15 protein-coding genes are annotated in these 15,946 nt (G+C 65.4%); 10 read left to right on the top strand and 5 right to left on the bottom strand.

Annotated elements, in window-relative coordinates; translation table 11 throughout:
• The first annotated feature begins 14 nt into the window (after positions 1-14).
• The 5 genes from hutC to GHT07_RS01400 are packed head-to-tail and all read left to right on the top strand — an operon-like array spanning position 15 to position 4,644.
• A complete protein-coding gene (gene hutC, locus GHT07_RS01420) occupies positions 15-719 on the top strand; it encodes a histidine utilization repressor (RefSeq protein ID WP_153583261.1) in 705 nt (234 codons plus the stop codon).
• Positions 716-1,267: a HutD/Ves family protein gene (locus GHT07_RS01415; RefSeq protein ID WP_153583260.1), complete on the top strand. Its 552-nt coding sequence runs from the start codon at positions 716-718 to the stop codon at positions 1,265-1,267. The genes hutC and GHT07_RS01415 overlap by 4 nt, the downstream gene beginning before the upstream one ends.
• Positions 1,264-2,478, top strand: coding sequence for an imidazolonepropionase (hutI, locus tag GHT07_RS01410; protein WP_407646583.1), 1,215 nt, complete (start codon positions 1,264-1,266; stop codon positions 2,476-2,478). The genes GHT07_RS01415 and hutI overlap by 4 nt, the downstream gene beginning before the upstream one ends.
• The gene (gene hutG, locus GHT07_RS01405) at positions 2,475-3,272 is read left to right on the top strand and encodes an N-formylglutamate deformylase (protein ID WP_153583259.1); all 798 of its coding nucleotides are present in this window, start codon (positions 2,475-2,477) and stop codon (positions 3,270-3,272) included. Before hutI ends, hutG begins: the two co-directional genes overlap by 4 nt.
• Positions 3,265-4,644, top strand: coding sequence for a formimidoylglutamate deiminase (locus GHT07_RS01400; RefSeq protein WP_153583258.1), 1,380 nt, complete (start codon positions 3,265-3,267; stop codon positions 4,642-4,644). Before hutG ends, GHT07_RS01400 begins: the two co-directional genes overlap by 8 nt.
• A 34-nt stretch (positions 4,645-4,678) precedes the next feature.
• On the opposite strand, the gene GHT07_RS01395 is transcribed toward GHT07_RS01400, so the two are convergent.
• Entirely contained in the window at positions 4,679-5,536 is an 858-nt protein-coding gene (locus tag GHT07_RS01395) for an AraC family transcriptional regulator (protein WP_153583257.1), read from the bottom strand.
• A gap of 71 nt (positions 5,537-5,607) precedes the next feature.
• On the opposite strand from GHT07_RS01395, the gene GHT07_RS01390 reads away from it, so the two are divergent.
• The 4 genes from GHT07_RS01390 (at position 5,608) to GHT07_RS01375 (ending at position 10,175) form a co-directional block, all read left to right on the top strand.
• Entirely contained in the window at positions 5,608-6,843 is a 1,236-nt protein-coding gene (locus GHT07_RS01390) for an MFS transporter (RefSeq protein WP_153583256.1), read from the top strand.
• An 83-nt stretch (positions 6,844-6,926) separates the two neighbouring features.
• Entirely contained in the window at positions 6,927-8,651 is a 1,725-nt protein-coding gene (locus GHT07_RS01385; protein ID WP_153583255.1) for an ExeA family protein, read from the top strand.
• A gap of 12 nt (positions 8,652-8,663) precedes the next feature.
• Positions 8,664-9,494: a general secretion pathway protein GspB gene (locus GHT07_RS21605; RefSeq protein WP_153583254.1), complete on the top strand. Its 831-nt coding sequence runs from the start codon at positions 8,664-8,666 to the stop codon at positions 9,492-9,494.
• A gap of 123 nt (positions 9,495-9,617) precedes the next feature.
• Positions 9,618-10,175, top strand: coding sequence for a bactofilin family protein (locus GHT07_RS01375; protein ID WP_153583253.1), 558 nt, complete (start codon positions 9,618-9,620; stop codon positions 10,173-10,175).
• 11 nt (positions 10,176-10,186) lie between these two features.
• Here the strand turns inward: GHT07_RS01375 and GHT07_RS01370 are convergent, their stop codons facing one another.
• The 4 genes from GHT07_RS01370 to GHT07_RS01355 all read right to left on the bottom strand — a co-directional run bounded on the left by GHT07_RS01370 (position 10,187) and on the right by GHT07_RS01355 (position 14,193).
• Positions 10,187-11,065, bottom strand: coding sequence for a sugar phosphate isomerase/epimerase family protein (locus tag GHT07_RS01370; RefSeq protein ID WP_153583374.1), 879 nt, complete (start codon positions 11,063-11,065; stop codon positions 10,187-10,189).
• Complete coding sequence (locus tag GHT07_RS01365; RefSeq protein WP_153583252.1) at positions 11,065-12,252, bottom strand: dihydrodipicolinate synthase family protein; 1,188 nt, start codon at positions 12,250-12,252, stop codon at positions 11,065-11,067. The genes GHT07_RS01370 and GHT07_RS01365 overlap by 1 nt, the downstream gene beginning before the upstream one ends.
• A gap of 11 nt (positions 12,253-12,263) precedes the next feature.
• Positions 12,264-13,427: a Gfo/Idh/MocA family protein gene (locus GHT07_RS01360; protein WP_153583251.1), complete on the bottom strand. Its 1,164-nt coding sequence runs from the start codon at positions 13,425-13,427 to the stop codon at positions 12,264-12,266.
• 115 nt (positions 13,428-13,542) lie between these two features.
• The gene (locus GHT07_RS01355) at positions 13,543-14,193 is read right to left on the bottom strand and encodes a TetR/AcrR family transcriptional regulator (RefSeq protein ID WP_153583250.1); all 651 of its coding nucleotides are present in this window, start codon (positions 14,191-14,193) and stop codon (positions 13,543-13,545) included.
• Positions 14,194-14,240: 47 nt separating this feature from the next.
• On the opposite strand from GHT07_RS01355, the gene GHT07_RS01350 reads away from it, so the two are divergent.
• The gene (locus GHT07_RS01350; protein WP_153583249.1) at positions 14,241-15,935 is read left to right on the top strand and encodes a thiamine pyrophosphate-binding protein; all 1,695 of its coding nucleotides are present in this window, start codon (positions 14,241-14,243) and stop codon (positions 15,933-15,935) included.
• Positions 15,936-15,946: the final 11 nt, after the last annotated feature.

The following is a 15,946-nucleotide window of genomic DNA, read 5'->3' as shown; positions in this document are numbered from 1 at the left end:
AACACGAACCCACCATGCGAGCCATCCCCGCGTACGAGCAGGTCAAGGAATTCATCCGCACACGCATTGCCAGTGGCGAATGGCGCCCGGGCGACCCGGTGCCGAGCGAGGCCATGTTGATGGCGCAGTTCGGCATCAGCCGCATGACCGTCAATCGCGCGCTGCGCGAGCTTTCTGCTGAAGGCCTGGTCGACCGCGTGCAGGGTTCGGGCACGCGCGTGGCGCATTTGCACCGGATTTCATCGCGGCTCGTCATCCGCGACATCCATGAAGAAGTGGCCGAGCGCGGGCATGTGCACACCACGCGGGTTGTCGTTGTCGAGCGGGTGAAGGCGTCGCCGGAAGTCGCGGCCTCGTTCCAGCTGAAAGCAGGCGCGAAGGTGTTCCACACGGTGCTGGTCCACCTCGAAAATGCCGTGCCCATCCAGTATGAAGACCGCTACGTCAATCCTGCTGCAGCGCCTGATTACCTCGACACTGATTTCACCAGGACATCGCCCACGCTTTACCTGCTGCGGCACGCCCCGCTCACAGAAGCCAGCTATTCCATCGAAGCGTGCCTGCCTACGGCGCAAGAGGCGCGCGAGCTCGGCGTGAAGCGAACCGATCCTTGCCTCGTCATGATGCGGCGCACGGTGAGCGGCCCGCACGTGGCGAGCGTTGCACGGCTGGTCTATCCCGGCACGCGCTACAGCTTTGCCGGAGAATTCCAGGCATGAAATGGAACCTGGTCCGCCTGGCCGATGTTCGATCACGCCCGTGGCGCAATGGCGGCGGCACCACGCGTGAATTGCTGGCGATGCCTGGCCCTGACGACTGGCGCTTGCGCATCTCGGTGGCCGAAGTTGAAAACGATGGACCGTTCTCCGCCTTTGCCGGTGTGAAGCGATGGTTTGCGGTGCTGCATGGCGCAGGGGTCGTGCTGAAGGTGGGCGATCGCGAGCACCGTGTGACGCGCGACGACCCGCCACTGGCCTTCGACGGCGGCGCAGCCGTCGATTGCCATTTGATCGCTGGTGCCACACAGGATCTGAACCTGATGGTGCGCGGCCGGGTGGCTGCCATGCATCGTGTCACGCAAGTCAGGCAGGAGCACTGCGACGCGCGGGTCATCGTGGCGGTGTACGCCAATGCACCCACCAGCATCACGGTCGACGACGAGCCTCTTGTGATCGACGAAGGCATGCTGGCGTGGCGTGCTGTGGATCATGGCGCGCGGGTTCGCGTGGAGAGCCGCGACGCGCTGTGGATGGAGGTCGAGCCGTGACGCTGCAACTGTGGAGCAACTGCCGCATTGCGACGATGCGCGCGGACGCTGGCACGCCCTACGGGCTGGTTGATCAAGGCGCCATCGTGGTGCAGGGTGAATCCATTGCCTGGGTCGGGCCCCACGCCGGTCTGCCCGCCGAGCTCGCGCAGCGCTGTGCCCTGCAACACGATGCAGGTGGCCGCCTCGTCACCCCCGGCCTGATTGACTGCCATACGCATCTTGTCTATGGCGGCGACCGGGCCCACGAATTTGAGCTGCGGCTGAACGGCGCCACGTATGAAGACATCGCCCGCGCTGGAGGCGGCATCGCTTCGACCGTGAAGGCGACACGCGCCGCCGGCCAAGCGGGCCTCATCGCACAAAGCCTGCCGCGGCTGCGCGCACTCATGAGCGAAGGCGTGACCACGATCGAGATCAAGTCGGGCTACGGTTTGTCGCTGGACCATGAGCGCAAGTGCCTGCGCGCCGCGCGTGAACTGGGCGTGAACGAGCGCGTGGACGTGCGCACGACATTCCTGGGCGCGCATGCAGTGCCACCGGAGTTCGCTGGCCGCCCTGACGACTACGTCGATGCCGTGGTCGCCATGCTGCCTGTCTTGAAGGCAGAGGGCCTTGTCGATGCAGTGGATGCATTCTGTGAACGGATCGCCTTCACGCCGGCGCAGGTGGAGCGCGTATTCCAGGCGGCGCGCCAGGCAGGCGTAGCGGTCAAGCTGCATGCGGAGCAGCTCAGCGACAGCGGTGGATCGCAGCTGGCCGCGAGTTATGGCGCACTGAGTTGCGACCACCTGGAGTGGCTGGGCGACGAGGGCGCAGCGGCGATGGCGAAGGCGGGCACAGTTGCCGTGCTGCTGCCCGGTGCGTTTTACTTCCTGCGCGAAACGCGTGTGCCGCCTCTGGACCTGCTGCGCCAGCACGGTGTGCCGATCGCGATCTCTACTGACTGCAATCCCGGCAGCTCGCCGTGCACGTCACTGCTCTTGATGCTGAACATGGCTTGCACGCTGTTCCGCCTGACGCCGCACGAGGCGCTTGCGGGTGTCACACGCAACGCTGCGCAGGCGTTGGGGCTGCATGATCGCGGCGTGATCGAAGCCGGCAAGCGCGCGGACTTCGTACTCTGGGATGTGGAGCGGCCCGCGCAACTGGCGTATGTGATGGGCGCGAACCCGATGCACCAGGTGATCTATCGCGGAACCATACGATGACCTTCACGCTCGATACCGGCACCGCGCCGCTGCTCGTCAGCATGCCGCACATCGGCACTGAGATTCCGCCGGAGCTGCACGGCAGCTACGTGCCACGCGCGCTGGCTGTGGAAGACACCGACTGGCACCTGGCGCGGCTGTACGACCAGCTGGGGCGCCTGGGCGCGAGCGTGATCCGGCCGCGTTACTCGCGCTATCTGATCGACCTGAACCGCCCGCCGGATGACGCGCCGATGTATCCAGGCGCGTCGAATACCGAGCTGTGCCCCACGCGGTTTTTCACGGGCGATGCGCTGTATGTGGCGGGGCGCGAGCCCGATGTGCAGGAGCGCGAGCGCCGCCGCGAGCACTACTGGCGGCCGTATCACGATGCGCTGGGCGCTGAATTGGCGCGCATCCAGGCGCAGCATGGCTATGCGCTGCTCTGGGACGCGCACAGCATCCGCTCCGAAATCCCGTGGCTGTTCGAGGGCGTGCTGCCCGGCTTGAATATTGGCACGGCCAATGGCGCGAGCGCAGATACGCGCGTTGCGGCTGCGGTGGCGGGTGCGGCGGCAAAGTATCCGCAAGTCAGCCACGTCCTGAACGGCCGCTTCAAGGGTGGCTACATCACGCGCCATTACGGCAATCCGTCGCAGAACGTCCATGCCGTGCAACTCGAGATGTGCCAGTGCCTCTACATGAGCGAGCAGCCGCCGTACGCGTACAACGAAGCGCTGGCGAGCCAGGTGCAGCCCGTGATTGGAGACATGATGGGTGCGGCACTGGCTGCCTGTGAGGCGATGTATGGCTGAGGGGGGCAAGCGGTTTTTCGCAACGGCGGCATGGGTCAACGGCGAGTGGGCGCAAGACGTTCTGCTCACCGTGGGCGTTGACGGCTTGTGGGCCGGCATCGATGCCAATACACCGCACGAAGCGCGTGCAGGTGCGACGACACTGACTGGCCCCGTCTTGCCTGGCCTCGTGAACGCCCATAGCCATGCGTTCCAGCGCGCGATTGCGGGTTTGACAGAGCGCAGCGAATCGCAGGACGACGACTTCTGGAGCTGGCGCGACCGCATGTACAGCGCGGCCAACCGCATCACGCCCGGCCAGCTGGAGGCCATCGCCGCGTTTCTCTACGCCGAGCTGCTGCAGGCCGGCTACACCCACGTGTGCGAGTTTCACTACCTGCACAACGATGTCGGCGGCGCCGCCTATGCGGACCCGATGGAGATGTCGCTGGCCATCGTGCGTGCGGCCCAACGCACGGGCATCGGCCTCACGCTGCTGCCCACGCTGTACATGCGGCAGGGGTTTGCAGCCAAGGGCTTGCGCGAAGACCAGGCGCGGTTTGCATCCACACCTGACTCGGTCATGCGCATCGCTCAGGAGATCCGTGCACGCGAGAGTGCTGCGAGCAACGTGACGGCGGGCGTTGCGCTGCACTCGATTCGCGCGGTGGCGCGGCAGCAGCTGCGTGATGTTGCTGCGTCAGCGGCACGCATGCCGATTCACATCCACATCGCCGAGCAGCGCCGCGAGATTGAAGACTGCGTGGCCGAGCACGGCCAGCGCCCCATCGAGTGGCTGCTGGAGCACGTGGGCATCGACCAGCGCTGGAACCTCGTGCATGCCACGCACGCCACGCCGCGCGAACTCGACGGCGTGCGCGAGAAGGGTGCGGCCATCGTGCTGTGCCCCACGACGGAAGGCAACCTGGGCGACGGCATCTTCGACCTGCCTTCGTGGCTGGGCCGCAGCGGCAACTGGTCGATTGGCTCGGACAGCCATGTCACACGCAGCTGGCAGGAAGAGTTGAGGCTGCTCGAGTATTCGCAGCGGCTTGCCCTGCGCAAGCGCAATGTGGCTGCATCGTCGGCGCTCAGCGTGAGCAGTGCGGCTGCGTTGTTCCAGGGCGCATTGCATGGCGGGCCGGCGGCGGCCGGCGTTGCGCTGGGCGGGCTCGCCGTGGGTCAGCGTGCGGACTTCTCGGTGATCGATACCGACTCGCCGTCGCTCGCGGGTGTGCCGCGCAGCCACCTGCTCGACGCCGCGATTTTCTCAAGCCCTGACGCGCGCTTGCGCGATGTTCACGTAGCCGGCAAGGCGGTGCCAGTGGCCGACCCCGCAATCCGCGGCGAATTCATCGCAGCCATGCAAGCCCTCTGGGCCCGAAGCCGGTGAACCCGCTGGAGCCACCTGAGCCAGCTCAGGCGCCTCAAGCGCCGCCCTTGACCTGGAAGCTGCTGGGCGGCGTGCCCAGTGCCGCCTTGAACATGGCAGTGAAGGCGCTGTCGCTCGCATAGCCGCTGGCCGCCGCCACGTGGCTGATCGGCATGCCGCGTGCCAGCAGGGGCAGGGCGTGCGCCAGCACGACCTGTTGTCGCCACTGCTGGTAGCTCATCGCCAGCTCATCGCGAAACAATCGTGCCATCGTGCGCTCGCTCGCGCCAACCTGCGCAGCCCATTCGCCCAATGTCGCGCGCAGCGACGGCGCGGCAAGCACAGCCTCACACAGCGCGCGCAACCGCTTGTCGCCGTCTTGCGCATGCGGGCGCGGAACGCCCAGCGCCTGGATGTCGGCGTGCGTGATCTCGTCGAGCACGAGCTGCGTGAGCGACGCCTCGCGATCCTTGCGGATGCCGCGTGCGGGTGGCGATGCGGGTTGCGCCAGCGGCGCGTCCAGCGCCTGTATCAGCTCGCGCAGCAGTGGTGAGACGACGATCACGCGGCAGCCGCTCCACCCGGCGGGCGTTACCGACGCGTCGATGTACAGCGTGCGGAACTGCGCTTCTTCCAGCACGTGCACGGCGTGACGGGCGCCCGGTGCGATCCACACGGCGCGCGAGGGCGGCACGATGTAGGTCACTTCATCGCTGCCTGTGCCTTCGCGTTCGGCTGTCACTTGCACGATGCCGCTCGCGCAATACGCCAGCTGCGACCAGGCGTGGCTGTGCGGCTCGAAGTGCGAATCCGCCCGCATCGTGCGCGCACGGATGCGAACGGGCCGCCCACGCGTGGGCCGGAATGGATCGGTGTCGCCAATCGGCGTGACTTTGGGCGCGCGGGTAGCCATTGGCCGATTTTCGCTGAAACCTGTCGTTCCGTCGCATTTCAGAAGCGCGCGTCCGCACTACGATGCGCACCATGACTACGACCAACGCGGCCGCCTTGCCCCCCGTGAGCCTTCGCCAGGATGCGGGCGTGATCGGCCTGGTGGGCCTGGCCCACATGATCAGCCACTTCTCGCAGTTGCTGCTGGCGCCGCTGTTCCCGTGGCTCAAGGATGAGTTCAACGCCAGCTACACCGAGCTCGGCTTCCTGATGACGATCTTCTTCGTTGTCTCTTGCAGCGTGCAGGCGTTGTCGGGCTTTCTCGTTGACAAGTACGGCCCGCGCCCTATCCTGTTCACAGGCCTTGCATTGCTGGGCGTTGCTGCGTTCGGCTTCTCGCTCAGCCCGAACTACACCACGATGATGCTGTTCTCGGTGGTGGCGGGCATTGGCAACGGCGTGTTCCACCCGGTGGACTACACGCTGCTCAATCGCAAGGTGAGCGCGCCGAGGCTGGGCCACGCGTACAGCTTTCACGGCATCACGGGCAGCCTGGGCTGGGCGCTGGCGCCTGCGTTGCTCGTTCCTGTTGCCATCGCTTTTTCATGGCGCGCAGCGCTGCAGACGGCGGGCACCCTGGCATTCGTCGTGCTCGCCGTGATGTGGTTCAACCGCGAGAAGTTCCACCTGCCGGTAGCAGCGCCCGCGCACAAGTCCGCGCAGGGCCAGCCGGAGGGCAGCTTCGACTTCCTGCGTATTCCCGCGGTGTGGATGTGCTTTGGCTTCTTCTTTTTCTACGCGGTGGTCTTGAGCGTGATCCAGGCGTTCGCGCCCACAGCCGCACGCCACTTGCATGACGTGCCTATCGCGCTCGCGGCGATGTGCCTCACGGTGTACATGGTGTGCAGCGCTGCGGGCATGGTGCTGGGTGGCTTTCTCGCGTCCAACCCCGAGAAGTGCGAGCGCATCGTCGGCCTGGGTTTTGGCGCAGCGGCGCTCATCGCGCTGTGGATCGGCCTTGGCAGCGTGCCTGCATTGGCCGTGCCGGTGCTGTTCGGCGCGATGGGTTTTGCCAGCGGCATTGCAGGGCCTTCGCGCGATCTGCTGGTCAAGCGCTCGACGCCCGACAACTCGACGGGCCGGGTGTACGGCATCGTCTACTCAGGCCTCGATATCGGCCAGGCCATCGCGCCGCTGATCTTCGGCTCGTTGATGGACCATGAGCAATATCGCGGCGTGTGGCTGGGCCTGGTGTTCATGCAGGGTGTGCTGATCACGAGCGCGTTCAATGTGCGGCGCGTGCGGCGCACGCCGCTGGCTACGGCATAACGTTACCGCTGGCTACGGCATAACGTTACCGCTGGCTGCGGCTTAAGCGGACCCCTGCTGCGGCGTAACGGTATCCTTGGCGCATGTACGCCGAGTATTTCGGGCTCAAGCACGAGCCTTTCTCGATCGCGCCGGACCCACGCTACCTCTTCATGAGCGAGCGTCACCGCGAGGCGTTGGCGCACCTGCTGTATGGGCTGGGTGGGGGCGGCGGTTTTGTGTTGCTGTCGGGCGAGATCGGCACGGGCAAGACAACCGTGTGCCGATTGTTCCTTGAGCAGATCCCCAAAGACTGCAACGTCGCCTACATCTTCAACCCGAAGTTGACGGTGATCGAGCTGCTGCAGTCGATCTGCGATGAATTCCACATCGACGTGCCTGCGCAGCAGGGGCGCACCACCACCGTCAAGGACTACCTCGATCCGCTCAACGCATTCCTGCTCAAGGAGCATGCGGCGGGCCGCAACAACGTGCTGATCATCGACGAGGCGCAGAACCTCGAAGCCGAAGTGCTGGAGCAACTGCGCCTGCTCACCAACCTGGAAACACGCGAGCGCAAGCTGCTGCAAATCGTGCTGATCGGCCAGCCCGAGCTGCGCACGATGCTCGCGCGGCCCGAGCTGGAGCAGCTCGCCCAGCGCGTGATTGCGCGCTACCACCTGGGGCCGCTCACGCCCGCGGAGACGGCGCAATACATCGAGCACCGGCTCGATGTGGCGGGGCTGAACCGGCCGATGCCGATTCAGCCAAAGGCGCTGCGGCGCATCCACGAGCTGTCGCGTGGCGTGCCCCGGCGCATCAATTTGCTGTGCGACCGCGCGTTGCTCGGAGCCTTTGCCAACAGCCGGCCCGATGTGGACCGCAAGACGGTGGACAAGGCGGCGGCAGAGGTCTTTGAAACGCTTGCTGCGCCTTCTGCACCTGGGCGCGCGCGGCTGGGCTGGGTGCTGGCGCTGGGGCTGGTTGCGGGTGCAGGGTTGTTTGCCGTGGCGACCACTCTGATGCGCGAGCGCGATGCGCAGGCGGTGGCGACAACGCAAAAGGCGGCTGCAGCGCCTGCCAAGGCTGCGAGCCTGGCGGCTTCGGCATCGGTGGCCGTCGCAGCCCCGGCAAGCTCGCCGGCGCCGGTTGCGGCTTCATCCGCCTCGGTAGCGCTGGCCGCTGCTGCGCCTGCCACGGCGGCAGCATCCGCGGCTGCATCTGCTGCTGCATCACCTGTCGCCGCTCCCGTTCTCTATCGCCAGGTGGACGACGCATGGCGTGACCTCGCCAAGGGCTGGAAGGCGCAGCCGGGCGAGGGCGACCCCTGCAAGGCGCTCGCGCGCGAGCAGCTGCAGTGCTTCACGCGCAACGTGGGCCTGCCGATGATTCGTGAGCTGGGGCGCCCGGGCATCATCAAGCTCGACGCGACGAGTGGATCGCCAAGCTACGCGTTGCTCACCGCCATCTCGCGTGACACGGCAACGCTGTCTGCTGCGGGCACCGAGCAAACAGTGACGCTCGCCGCACTCGCCGCGCGCTGGCAGGGCGACTTCGCGACGCTGTGGCGCACGCCTGCCGGCTACACCGGGCCGACCGGCGAGAACAAGGGCGGCGCCACTGTGGACTGGATCGCCGCCAGGCTCGCTGCCATTGACAAGCTGCCGCCGCCCGCCGGCCCGCGCACGCTCGACAACGCGTTGAAGGCGCAGCTGCGCGCCTTCCAGCTTTCGCACGGACTGGAGCCGGACGGCCTGCCGGGTCCGATGACTTACATGCAACTCAATCGTGCTGCAGGCGTCGAAGAGCCGCGCCTGCGCACGCAGTAACCGACCAAGACCATGTCCTACATCCTCGACGCCCTTCGCAAAGCCGACGCGCAGCGCGCGCGTGAGTCCGCCCAGGGAATCAACTCGCAGGGCGCGCGCTTGCCGTCAGGCGTGAATGAGCCGGGGCGGCTGCGGCCCTGGTATTACGTGGGCGCTGGCGTTGCCGTCGTCGCTGTGGCGTTCGCAGCCTGGGCTTTGTACAACCGGCAGCCCGAGGTGAGCCAGGCACAGGCGGTCAAGGCGCAGCAGGCGCAACGCGATGACGTGGTGGCGGCAGCACCCGTGATCATCAACGCCGAGCCGCGGCCGCAACCGCAGCCAGGCGAGGCGATCCGCATGCCGATGATGGCGCCCATGGGGCCGGTGGTGGGCAGCAAAGTCATGCCTGAGTCGCCGCAGCTGCCACCGCAATTCACGCAGCAGGCGCAGCCGCGGTTCACGGGCAAGCCCCAGGCCGCGCCGCGCCAGCTTGGCAGCAACGCACCGGGTGTGGCGCCCCTGCCGCTGCCGCCTGCGCAGCAACAGCCGCCCGGCATGGAGCCGCCTGCGATGCCGACGGCGCCGCCTGCCGCCACCGGGCCCGCTCCCATAGCGCCCTTGTTGCCACCCGTTGCCGCGAATGCGCCGCCAGCACCGCCCGTTGCGGGCCTGCCTGCCGATGCACCCAAGCTCTCCATCAGCGGCGGTGTGTATTCCGCCAATCGTGCGCAGCGCATGTTGATCGTCAATGGCCAGGTGTTCAGCGAAGGCAGCGAGATCACTTCCGGTGTGGTGCTCGAAGAGGTCAAGCCGAAGATCGCGGTGCTGAAGTTTCGCGGTGCCCGTTATTCGGTGAGCTATTGATCGCGCATGGCTGGTGGTGCAGACAGCCAATGGTTACTTAACTTGCGTTACGCGGTGAACATGTAATGCAGCCCGTCCGTAGGATCGGCAGCTCTTACAACCGTGAATCAGAGGAAGTACACCATGGCACTGCAATCCCCGTTTTTCAACAAGCGCGACAGCGATCCGTATACCCAGCCGCGCACGCAGGGGCAGGGTCAGAACTCGACAGGGTCGTCGCCCTCAGGCGCAGCATCTGCATCTGCATCAGTAGCCGCACCCAGCATGCCCGCAGCCAATACCGTGCCTGCCAAGGAAGGCGAGAGCAAGCTCACCGTCGGCCCGAACATCAAGCTCAAGGGCGTGGAGATCACCGATTGCGACACGCTTGTGGTGGAAGGCTCAGTTGAGGCAACGATGGATTCGCGTGTGATCCAGATCTCAGAGCGCGGCTCGTTCAAGGGCTCTGCCGACATCGACATTGCAGAAATCCGCGGCCACTTCGAGGGCAACCTGAATGCGCGCCAGAAGCTCGTGATCTATTCGACGGGCAAGGTCACCGGCAAAGTCCACTACGGCAAGATCGTGATTGAAGAGGGCGGCCAACTCTCCGGCGATGTGGATGTGGGCGCAGAGAAGCCCCGGGTGGCTGCTACGCCCGTTCGCACGGGTGTGCAGAACATGCTGACGGCGGCGGGGTAACGATTGCCGGGTCAGACAGTGGCCCGGTGCCTGGCAAGGCACGTGTCGAGTGTCTCGGCCATGTCCCGCTGCCACCAGTTGCCGGTCGAGAAGATTTCAACTTCGCTGTAGCCGGCAAAGCCCTGCGCTTCCATCCAGTCGCGAATCCGCGGGATGTCGATCACGCCGTCGCCCATCATCCCGCGGTCGTTCAACAGGTCGGTCGTGGGCGTGAGCCAGTCGCACACGTGGAAGGCAAGCAGGCGGCTTTGGCCCGCACGCTCGATCTGCGCTTGCAACTTCGGGTCCCACCACACGTGATACACGTCCACGGCAACGCCGAGGGCGCCGGAGTGCGAGGGATCGAGTTCGTCGCACACATCCAGCGCCTGCTCCATCGTGTTGACGCACGCGCGGTCGGCGGCATACATCGGGTGCAGGGGTTCAATGGCCAACGGCATCTGCACTGACTTGGCGTAGTCGAGCAACTCGGCGATGCCGTCGCGCACTTGCGAACGTGCGTGTGCGATGTCTTTGTGCAGCGCTTTGCCAGCGAGCGCGCCGGGCAGGGCACCTACGACGAGCACGAGGCACTTTGCGTTGAGCTCGCGCGCTTCATCCACGGCACGGCGGTTGTCGTCACGCGCGGCTTTCAATGCGTCTGCGCCGACAGCGGGGAACATGCCGCCACGGCAATAGCCCGAGAGTTCGAGGCCGTGTTGCCTGATGAGTTTTGACACCACATCCAGCCCGGCAGCAGCCACCTGGTCGCGCCAGGGCGAGATGGCGCGGATGCCGCGCTGTGCGCACGCTTCGATGATGTCAACGAGCGGCACATCAACGCCGCGGCTCTTGCGAACTGTTGCCGTGTTGATCGACAGCCAGCGGTGGTCTTGCGAGAAGTCGCGCATCACTGATCGACGCCGTGCATGGCGAGCAGCGTCTTCATGCGATGCATTGCGAGTTCTGGTTGCACCAAAACATTCGCCGCGTCCGCCAGGCGGAACAGTTCTGCAAGGTGCTGCAGCGACCTTGTGCTTTGCTGGCCGCCCACCATCGTGAAGTGCGATTGATGGCCATTGAGCCACGCCATGAACACGACGCCGGTTTTGTAAAAGCGCGTGGGCGCCGCAAAGATGTGGCGCGAGAGCGGCACCGTCGGGCCGAGGATCGCGTGGAACTTCTCGAGGTTGCCCTGTGCGAGTTCACCGAGCGCTGCGCTGGCAGCAGGCGCTATCGCATCGAAGATGCCGAGCAGCGCATCGCTCTTGCCATGCGTCGGCTCGCTGCCGTGGCCGTCACCTGCGATGAGTTCTGCGTAATTGAAGTCGTCGCCGGTGTACATGCGAACACCCGCCGGCAGGCGGCGGCGCATCGCGATTTCCTTGTCTTTGTCGAGCAGGGAAATCTTGATGCCGTCCACCTTGCTGGGATGCGCGGCGATGATGCCGAGCGCCGTGTCCATTGCCGCGTCTGTGTCGGTGCTGCCCCAGTAGCCGGCCAGGGCGGGGTCGAACATGTCGCCCAGCCAATGCAGCACCACGGGCTGCTTCGCCTGCGAGAGGATGCGGTCGTACACACGCTCGTAGTCGGCGGGGCCCGTGGCAACACGGGCCAGTGCGCGGCTTGCCATCACGATGAGTTTGCCGCCGAGTTTTTCGATGGCGGCCATCTGCGCTTCGTAGCCGGCGATCACCTGGTCGACCGTCTTCACGTCATCCAGCACGAGGTGGTCGGTGCCGCAGCCGGAGGCGACAAGTGCACCGGGGTAGTCGCGCGCCGCGTCGAGCGAGCGGCGGATCAGCTCGAGTGACGTGGACCAGTCGAGGCCCATGCCGCGCTGCGCGGTGTCCATCGCTTCGGCAACGCCAAGGCCGAGTGACCACAGGTGGCGACGGTAGGCGATGGTGGTGTCCCAGTCGATGGCGCATTGCAGCCATGGGTCGATGGCGGCGAGCGGATCGGCAACGACGTGCGCGGCGGAGTAGGCGATGCGATTGAACGTCAGGCCCGGAGCAGGTCGCGCAAGAGGCGCACCGCGCAGCGTGTAGGTGGCGAGAGTGCCATTCGCGGCTGGCAGTTGGATGGAAAGTGGCATTGCAGTGGTGCTCACACGACCAGCGGCTGCACGTCCACCCAGCGCCGCTCTTTCCATGACTGCAGGGCTGCTTCAACAAGCTGCACACCCTTCGCGCCTTCAGGCAGTGTCCAGCGATACGGCTCGCTTTCGACCACGTGGCGGATGAAGTGCTCCCACTGGATTTTGAAGCCGTTGTCGTACACCTGCGAGTCGGGCACCACCTGCCACTGGTCGAAGAAGTTCATCGTCTGCTTCACGTCGGGGTTCCACACCGGGCGCGGCGTGGTCACGCGGCTTTGCGCGCGGCATTCCTGCAAGCCCGCCACGGCCGAGCCATGTGTGCCATCGACGTGGAAGGTGACGAGGTCGTCGCGGCGAACGCGCGTGGCCCACGACATGTTCATCTGCGCGATCACTCGCTCGCCGTTGTGGCCGACGAGTTCAGCGGTGGCATATGCAGCATCGTCAGCGGTGGCCTTGTATGACTTGCCAGCTTCGTCCCAGCGCTCGGGGATGTGCGTGGCGCCTATGCAGCTGATGGACTTCACTTCGCCAAACAGGTTGTCGAGCACGTAGCGCCAGTGGCACATCATGTCCAGGATCATCCCGCCGCCTTCTTCGGCGCGGTAGTTCCAGCTGGGGCGCTGGATGGGTTGCAGGTCGCCTTCGAACACCCAGTAGCCGAACTCCAGCCGCACAGAGAGCATCTTGCCGAAGAAGCCCGCGCGGCGAAGCATGTCGAGCTTGCGCAGGCCGGGCAGGAACAGTTTGTCTTGCACGGCGCCGTGCTTGAGGCCCGAGTCTTGCGCGAGGCGCGCGATCTCGACGGCTTCATTGAGGTTGGTGGCAATGGGTTTCTCGCAGTACACGTGCTTGCCTGCGCGCAGGGCTTCTGCGAGCAGCGTGGGGCGCATCTGCGTGGTGCCTGCGTCGAAGAAGACGGTGTCGTCCTTGTTCTCGAGCGCTTTGTCGAGATCGGTGCCCCAGCGCTCGATCTTCCAGGCTTTGGCCAGCGCTTCGATCTTGTCGGCGTTGCGGCCAATGAGGATGGGGTCGGGCATGACGCGATCGCCATTGGAGAGCAGCACACCGCCTTGGTCGCGGATCGCGACGATGGAGCGGATCAGGTGCTGGTTCATGCCCATGCGGCCGGTGACGCCGTGCATGATGAGTCCGAGTCTTTGCGTGGCCATGTGTCTCCTTCACTGCGGCAGTGCGGGCTGCCGTCCTCAATTCACTGATTGGTGAATTGTAGGGCGCACTGGCGCGGCTTGCAAGACGCGGGCAAGCAGGCGGGTGCGTCCCGGGTCAGTCGCGGATCAGGTAGCCGAGGATCACGTCGCACATGTGGGCGACGCGCTCATTGCGTGCCTTGGCCGAGAGCAGGTCGCGGCCGAAGATGGCGGAGAGGGTGTGGTTGTTCGACAGGTAGAAGTACGACAGGCCCGCTATGGACACGTACAACTGCACCGGGTCGACACCGCCGCGAAACGAGCCGTCCTTGCGGCCGCGCTCGAGCACTTCACCGAGTGTGGCGATGAGCGGCGAGTTCATTTCGCGCACGCGCTCCGAGCCTTCGAGGTGGCGGGCGCGGTGGAGGTTGGCGCTGTTGAGCAGCGTGATGAACTCGGGGTGGTCGAGGTAGTAGTTCCAGGTGAACTCGATCAGGCGGCGCACTGCGTCAGCTGGCTTCATGGCAAGCAGGTTGAGGCTGCGTTCCTGCTCGCGGATGTCCACATAGGCTTGCTCGAGCACTGCCTGGAAGAGCTTTTCCTTGTCTTCGAAGTAGTAGTAGATCAGCCGCTTGTTCAGGCCTGCGCGCTCGGCGATGCGATCCATGCGCGCGCCACCCAACCCGCTCTCGGCGAACTCGTCGCGTGCCGCGCTTAAGATGGTTGCCTGCGAGCGTTCTGCATCGCGCAGGCGCTCTTCGGCAACGGGTGCGGGGGCTCGGGGCATGGCTGGATAATTCACCGGCGCGTTAATAAAGTCAAGGCGTTAAACACATGGCACAGATCGCAGGACACCTGATTGTCGAATGCCTCGCCGCGCAAGGCACGCAAGTGTGCTTTGGCGTGCCGGGCGAGAGCTACCTGGCGGTGCTCGATGGCTTTCACGCGTATCGCGACCGCATCCGCTTCATCGTCAACCGGCAAGAGGGCGGCGCGGCTTTCATGGCGGAGGCGCACGGCAAATTGTCGGGCAGGCCGGGCGTGTGCTTTGTGACGCGCGGGCCGGGTGCGACGAATGCATCCATCGGTGTGCACACCGCCTTCCAGGATTCGACGCCGATGATTCTGCTGGTGGGCGATGTCGCGAGCGACCAGCGCGATCGCGAGGCTTTCCAGGAAGTGGAATACACGAGCTTCTTCGGGCCGAGCACCAAGGGCATGGCCAAGCGGGTGGAGCGCATTGACGATCCGGATCGCATTCCTGAATACATTGGCCGCGCGTTTGCGACGGCGATGAATGGCAGGCCCGGGCCGGTGGTGCTCGTGCTGCCTGAAGACATGCTGGTGAAGATGACCGATGCGCGGCCACTGCCGCGCGTGGAGCCCGTGCAGGCGTGGAGCGACCCCGGTGCGCTGCGTGAAGTGCGCGAGATGCTGCTGCAGGCGACGAAGCCGCTCGTGATCGCGGGCGGCGGTGGGTGGACGCCGCAGTCGGCGCAGGCCTTGCAACGCTTTGCGGAGAACTGGAAGCTGCCTGTGGGCAACGCGTTCCGCTTCCAGGACACCTTCGACAATCACCATTCGCAATATGCGGGCGATGTGGGCATCGGCATCAATCCGAAGCTGGCGGCGCGTGTTCGCGAGAGTGACCTGATCATCGCCATCGGGCCGCGGCTCGGTGAGATGACAACCAGCGGCTACACGCTGCTGTCGCCGCCGAAGTCCGCGCAGAAGCTGATTCACATTCACGCCGATAGCCAGGAGCTCAACCGCGTGTACCAGGCGGATCTGGCGATCAACGCAACGATGAATGCGGCGGCTCGTTCACTGGAGGTGCTGACTGCACCGCCGGATGTGCCGTGGGGCGCGTGGACGGATGCGGTGCATGCGGACTACGAAGCCAACCTGGTGCCGCAGAAGCTGCCGGGTGATATCGACATGCCGGCGATCGTTGCGCTGCTTGCGAAGCACCTGCCCGAAGACGCAGTGCTGACCAATGGCGCGGGCAACTTCGCGAGTTGGGTGCATCGCTTCTTCAAGCATCACGGCTTGGTGAAGGGGTTCAAGACGCAACTCGCGCCCACCAACGGCGCGATGGGCTATGGCGTGCCGGCGGGCATCGCGGCGAATATCGTCAGCGGCCGCGTTGCGTTGACGATGGCGGGCGACGGTGATTTTTTGATGACGGGGCAGGAGCTGGCGACTGCCGTTCAGGCGGGCGCGAAGTCGATCATCGTGCTGCTGAACAACGGCATGTACGGCACGATCCGCATGCATCAGGAGCGTGAGTATCCCAAGCATGTGAGCGGCACGCAGCTGGCCAACCCCGACTTCGCTGCGCTTGCCCGTGCCTATGGGTATGCGGGTGTACGCATCACGCGTACGAGCGAGTTCGAGGCGCAACTGGTAGCCGCACTCGAGCGCAAAGAGGGGACAGTGATCGAGATCATGCTGGACCCCGATGTCATCACCACGCGTGGGACGCTCTCGGCGATTACCGAGAGCGCCCTCAAGCGCCAGCCAGGCTAGCGGATGCCAGA

Origin of the sequence: Caenimonas koreensis DSM 17982 (assembly GCF_009646335.1) — a bacterium.
Classification (GTDB): Bacteria; Pseudomonadota; Gammaproteobacteria; order Burkholderiales; family Burkholderiaceae_C; genus Ramlibacter; species Ramlibacter koreensis.
Note: the sequence above shows the minus strand (reverse complement) of the source record. Positions and strands in the feature narration are given on the sequence as shown.

Coding starts and splice junctions, on each gene's coding strand:
- hutC (WP_153583261.1), top strand. CDS start 15: ATGCGAGCCATCCCCGCGTACGAGCAGGTCAAGGAATTCATCCGCACA.
- GHT07_RS01415 (WP_153583260.1), top strand. CDS start 716: ATGAAATGGAACCTGGTCCGCCTGGCCGATGTTCGATCACGCCCGTGG.
- hutG (WP_153583259.1), top strand. CDS start 2,475: ATGACCTTCACGCTCGATACCGGCACCGCGCCGCTGCTCGTCAGCATG.
- GHT07_RS01400 (WP_153583258.1), top strand. CDS start 3,265: ATGGCTGAGGGGGGCAAGCGGTTTTTCGCAACGGCGGCATGGGTCAAC.
- GHT07_RS01395 (WP_153583257.1), bottom strand. CDS start 5,536: ATGGCTACCCGCGCGCCCAAAGTCACGCCGATTGGCGACACCGATCCA.
- GHT07_RS01390 (WP_153583256.1), top strand. CDS start 5,608: ATGACTACGACCAACGCGGCCGCCTTGCCCCCCGTGAGCCTTCGCCAG.
- GHT07_RS01385 (WP_153583255.1), top strand. CDS start 6,927: ATGTACGCCGAGTATTTCGGGCTCAAGCACGAGCCTTTCTCGATCGCG.
- GHT07_RS21605 (WP_153583254.1), top strand. CDS start 8,664: ATGTCCTACATCCTCGACGCCCTTCGCAAAGCCGACGCGCAGCGCGCG.
- GHT07_RS01375 (WP_153583253.1), top strand. CDS start 9,618: ATGGCACTGCAATCCCCGTTTTTCAACAAGCGCGACAGCGATCCGTAT.
- GHT07_RS01370 (WP_153583374.1), bottom strand. CDS start 11,065: ATGCGCGACTTCTCGCAAGACCACCGCTGGCTGTCGATCAACACGGCA.
- GHT07_RS01365 (WP_153583252.1), bottom strand. CDS start 12,252: ATGCCACTTTCCATCCAACTGCCAGCCGCGAATGGCACTCTCGCCACC.
- GHT07_RS01360 (WP_153583251.1), bottom strand. CDS start 13,427: ATGGCCACGCAAAGACTCGGACTCATCATGCACGGCGTCACCGGCCGC.
- GHT07_RS01355 (WP_153583250.1), bottom strand. CDS start 14,193: ATGCCCCGAGCCCCCGCACCCGTTGCCGAAGAGCGCCTGCGCGATGCA.
- GHT07_RS01350 (WP_153583249.1), top strand. CDS start 14,241: ATGGCACAGATCGCAGGACACCTGATTGTCGAATGCCTCGCCGCGCAA.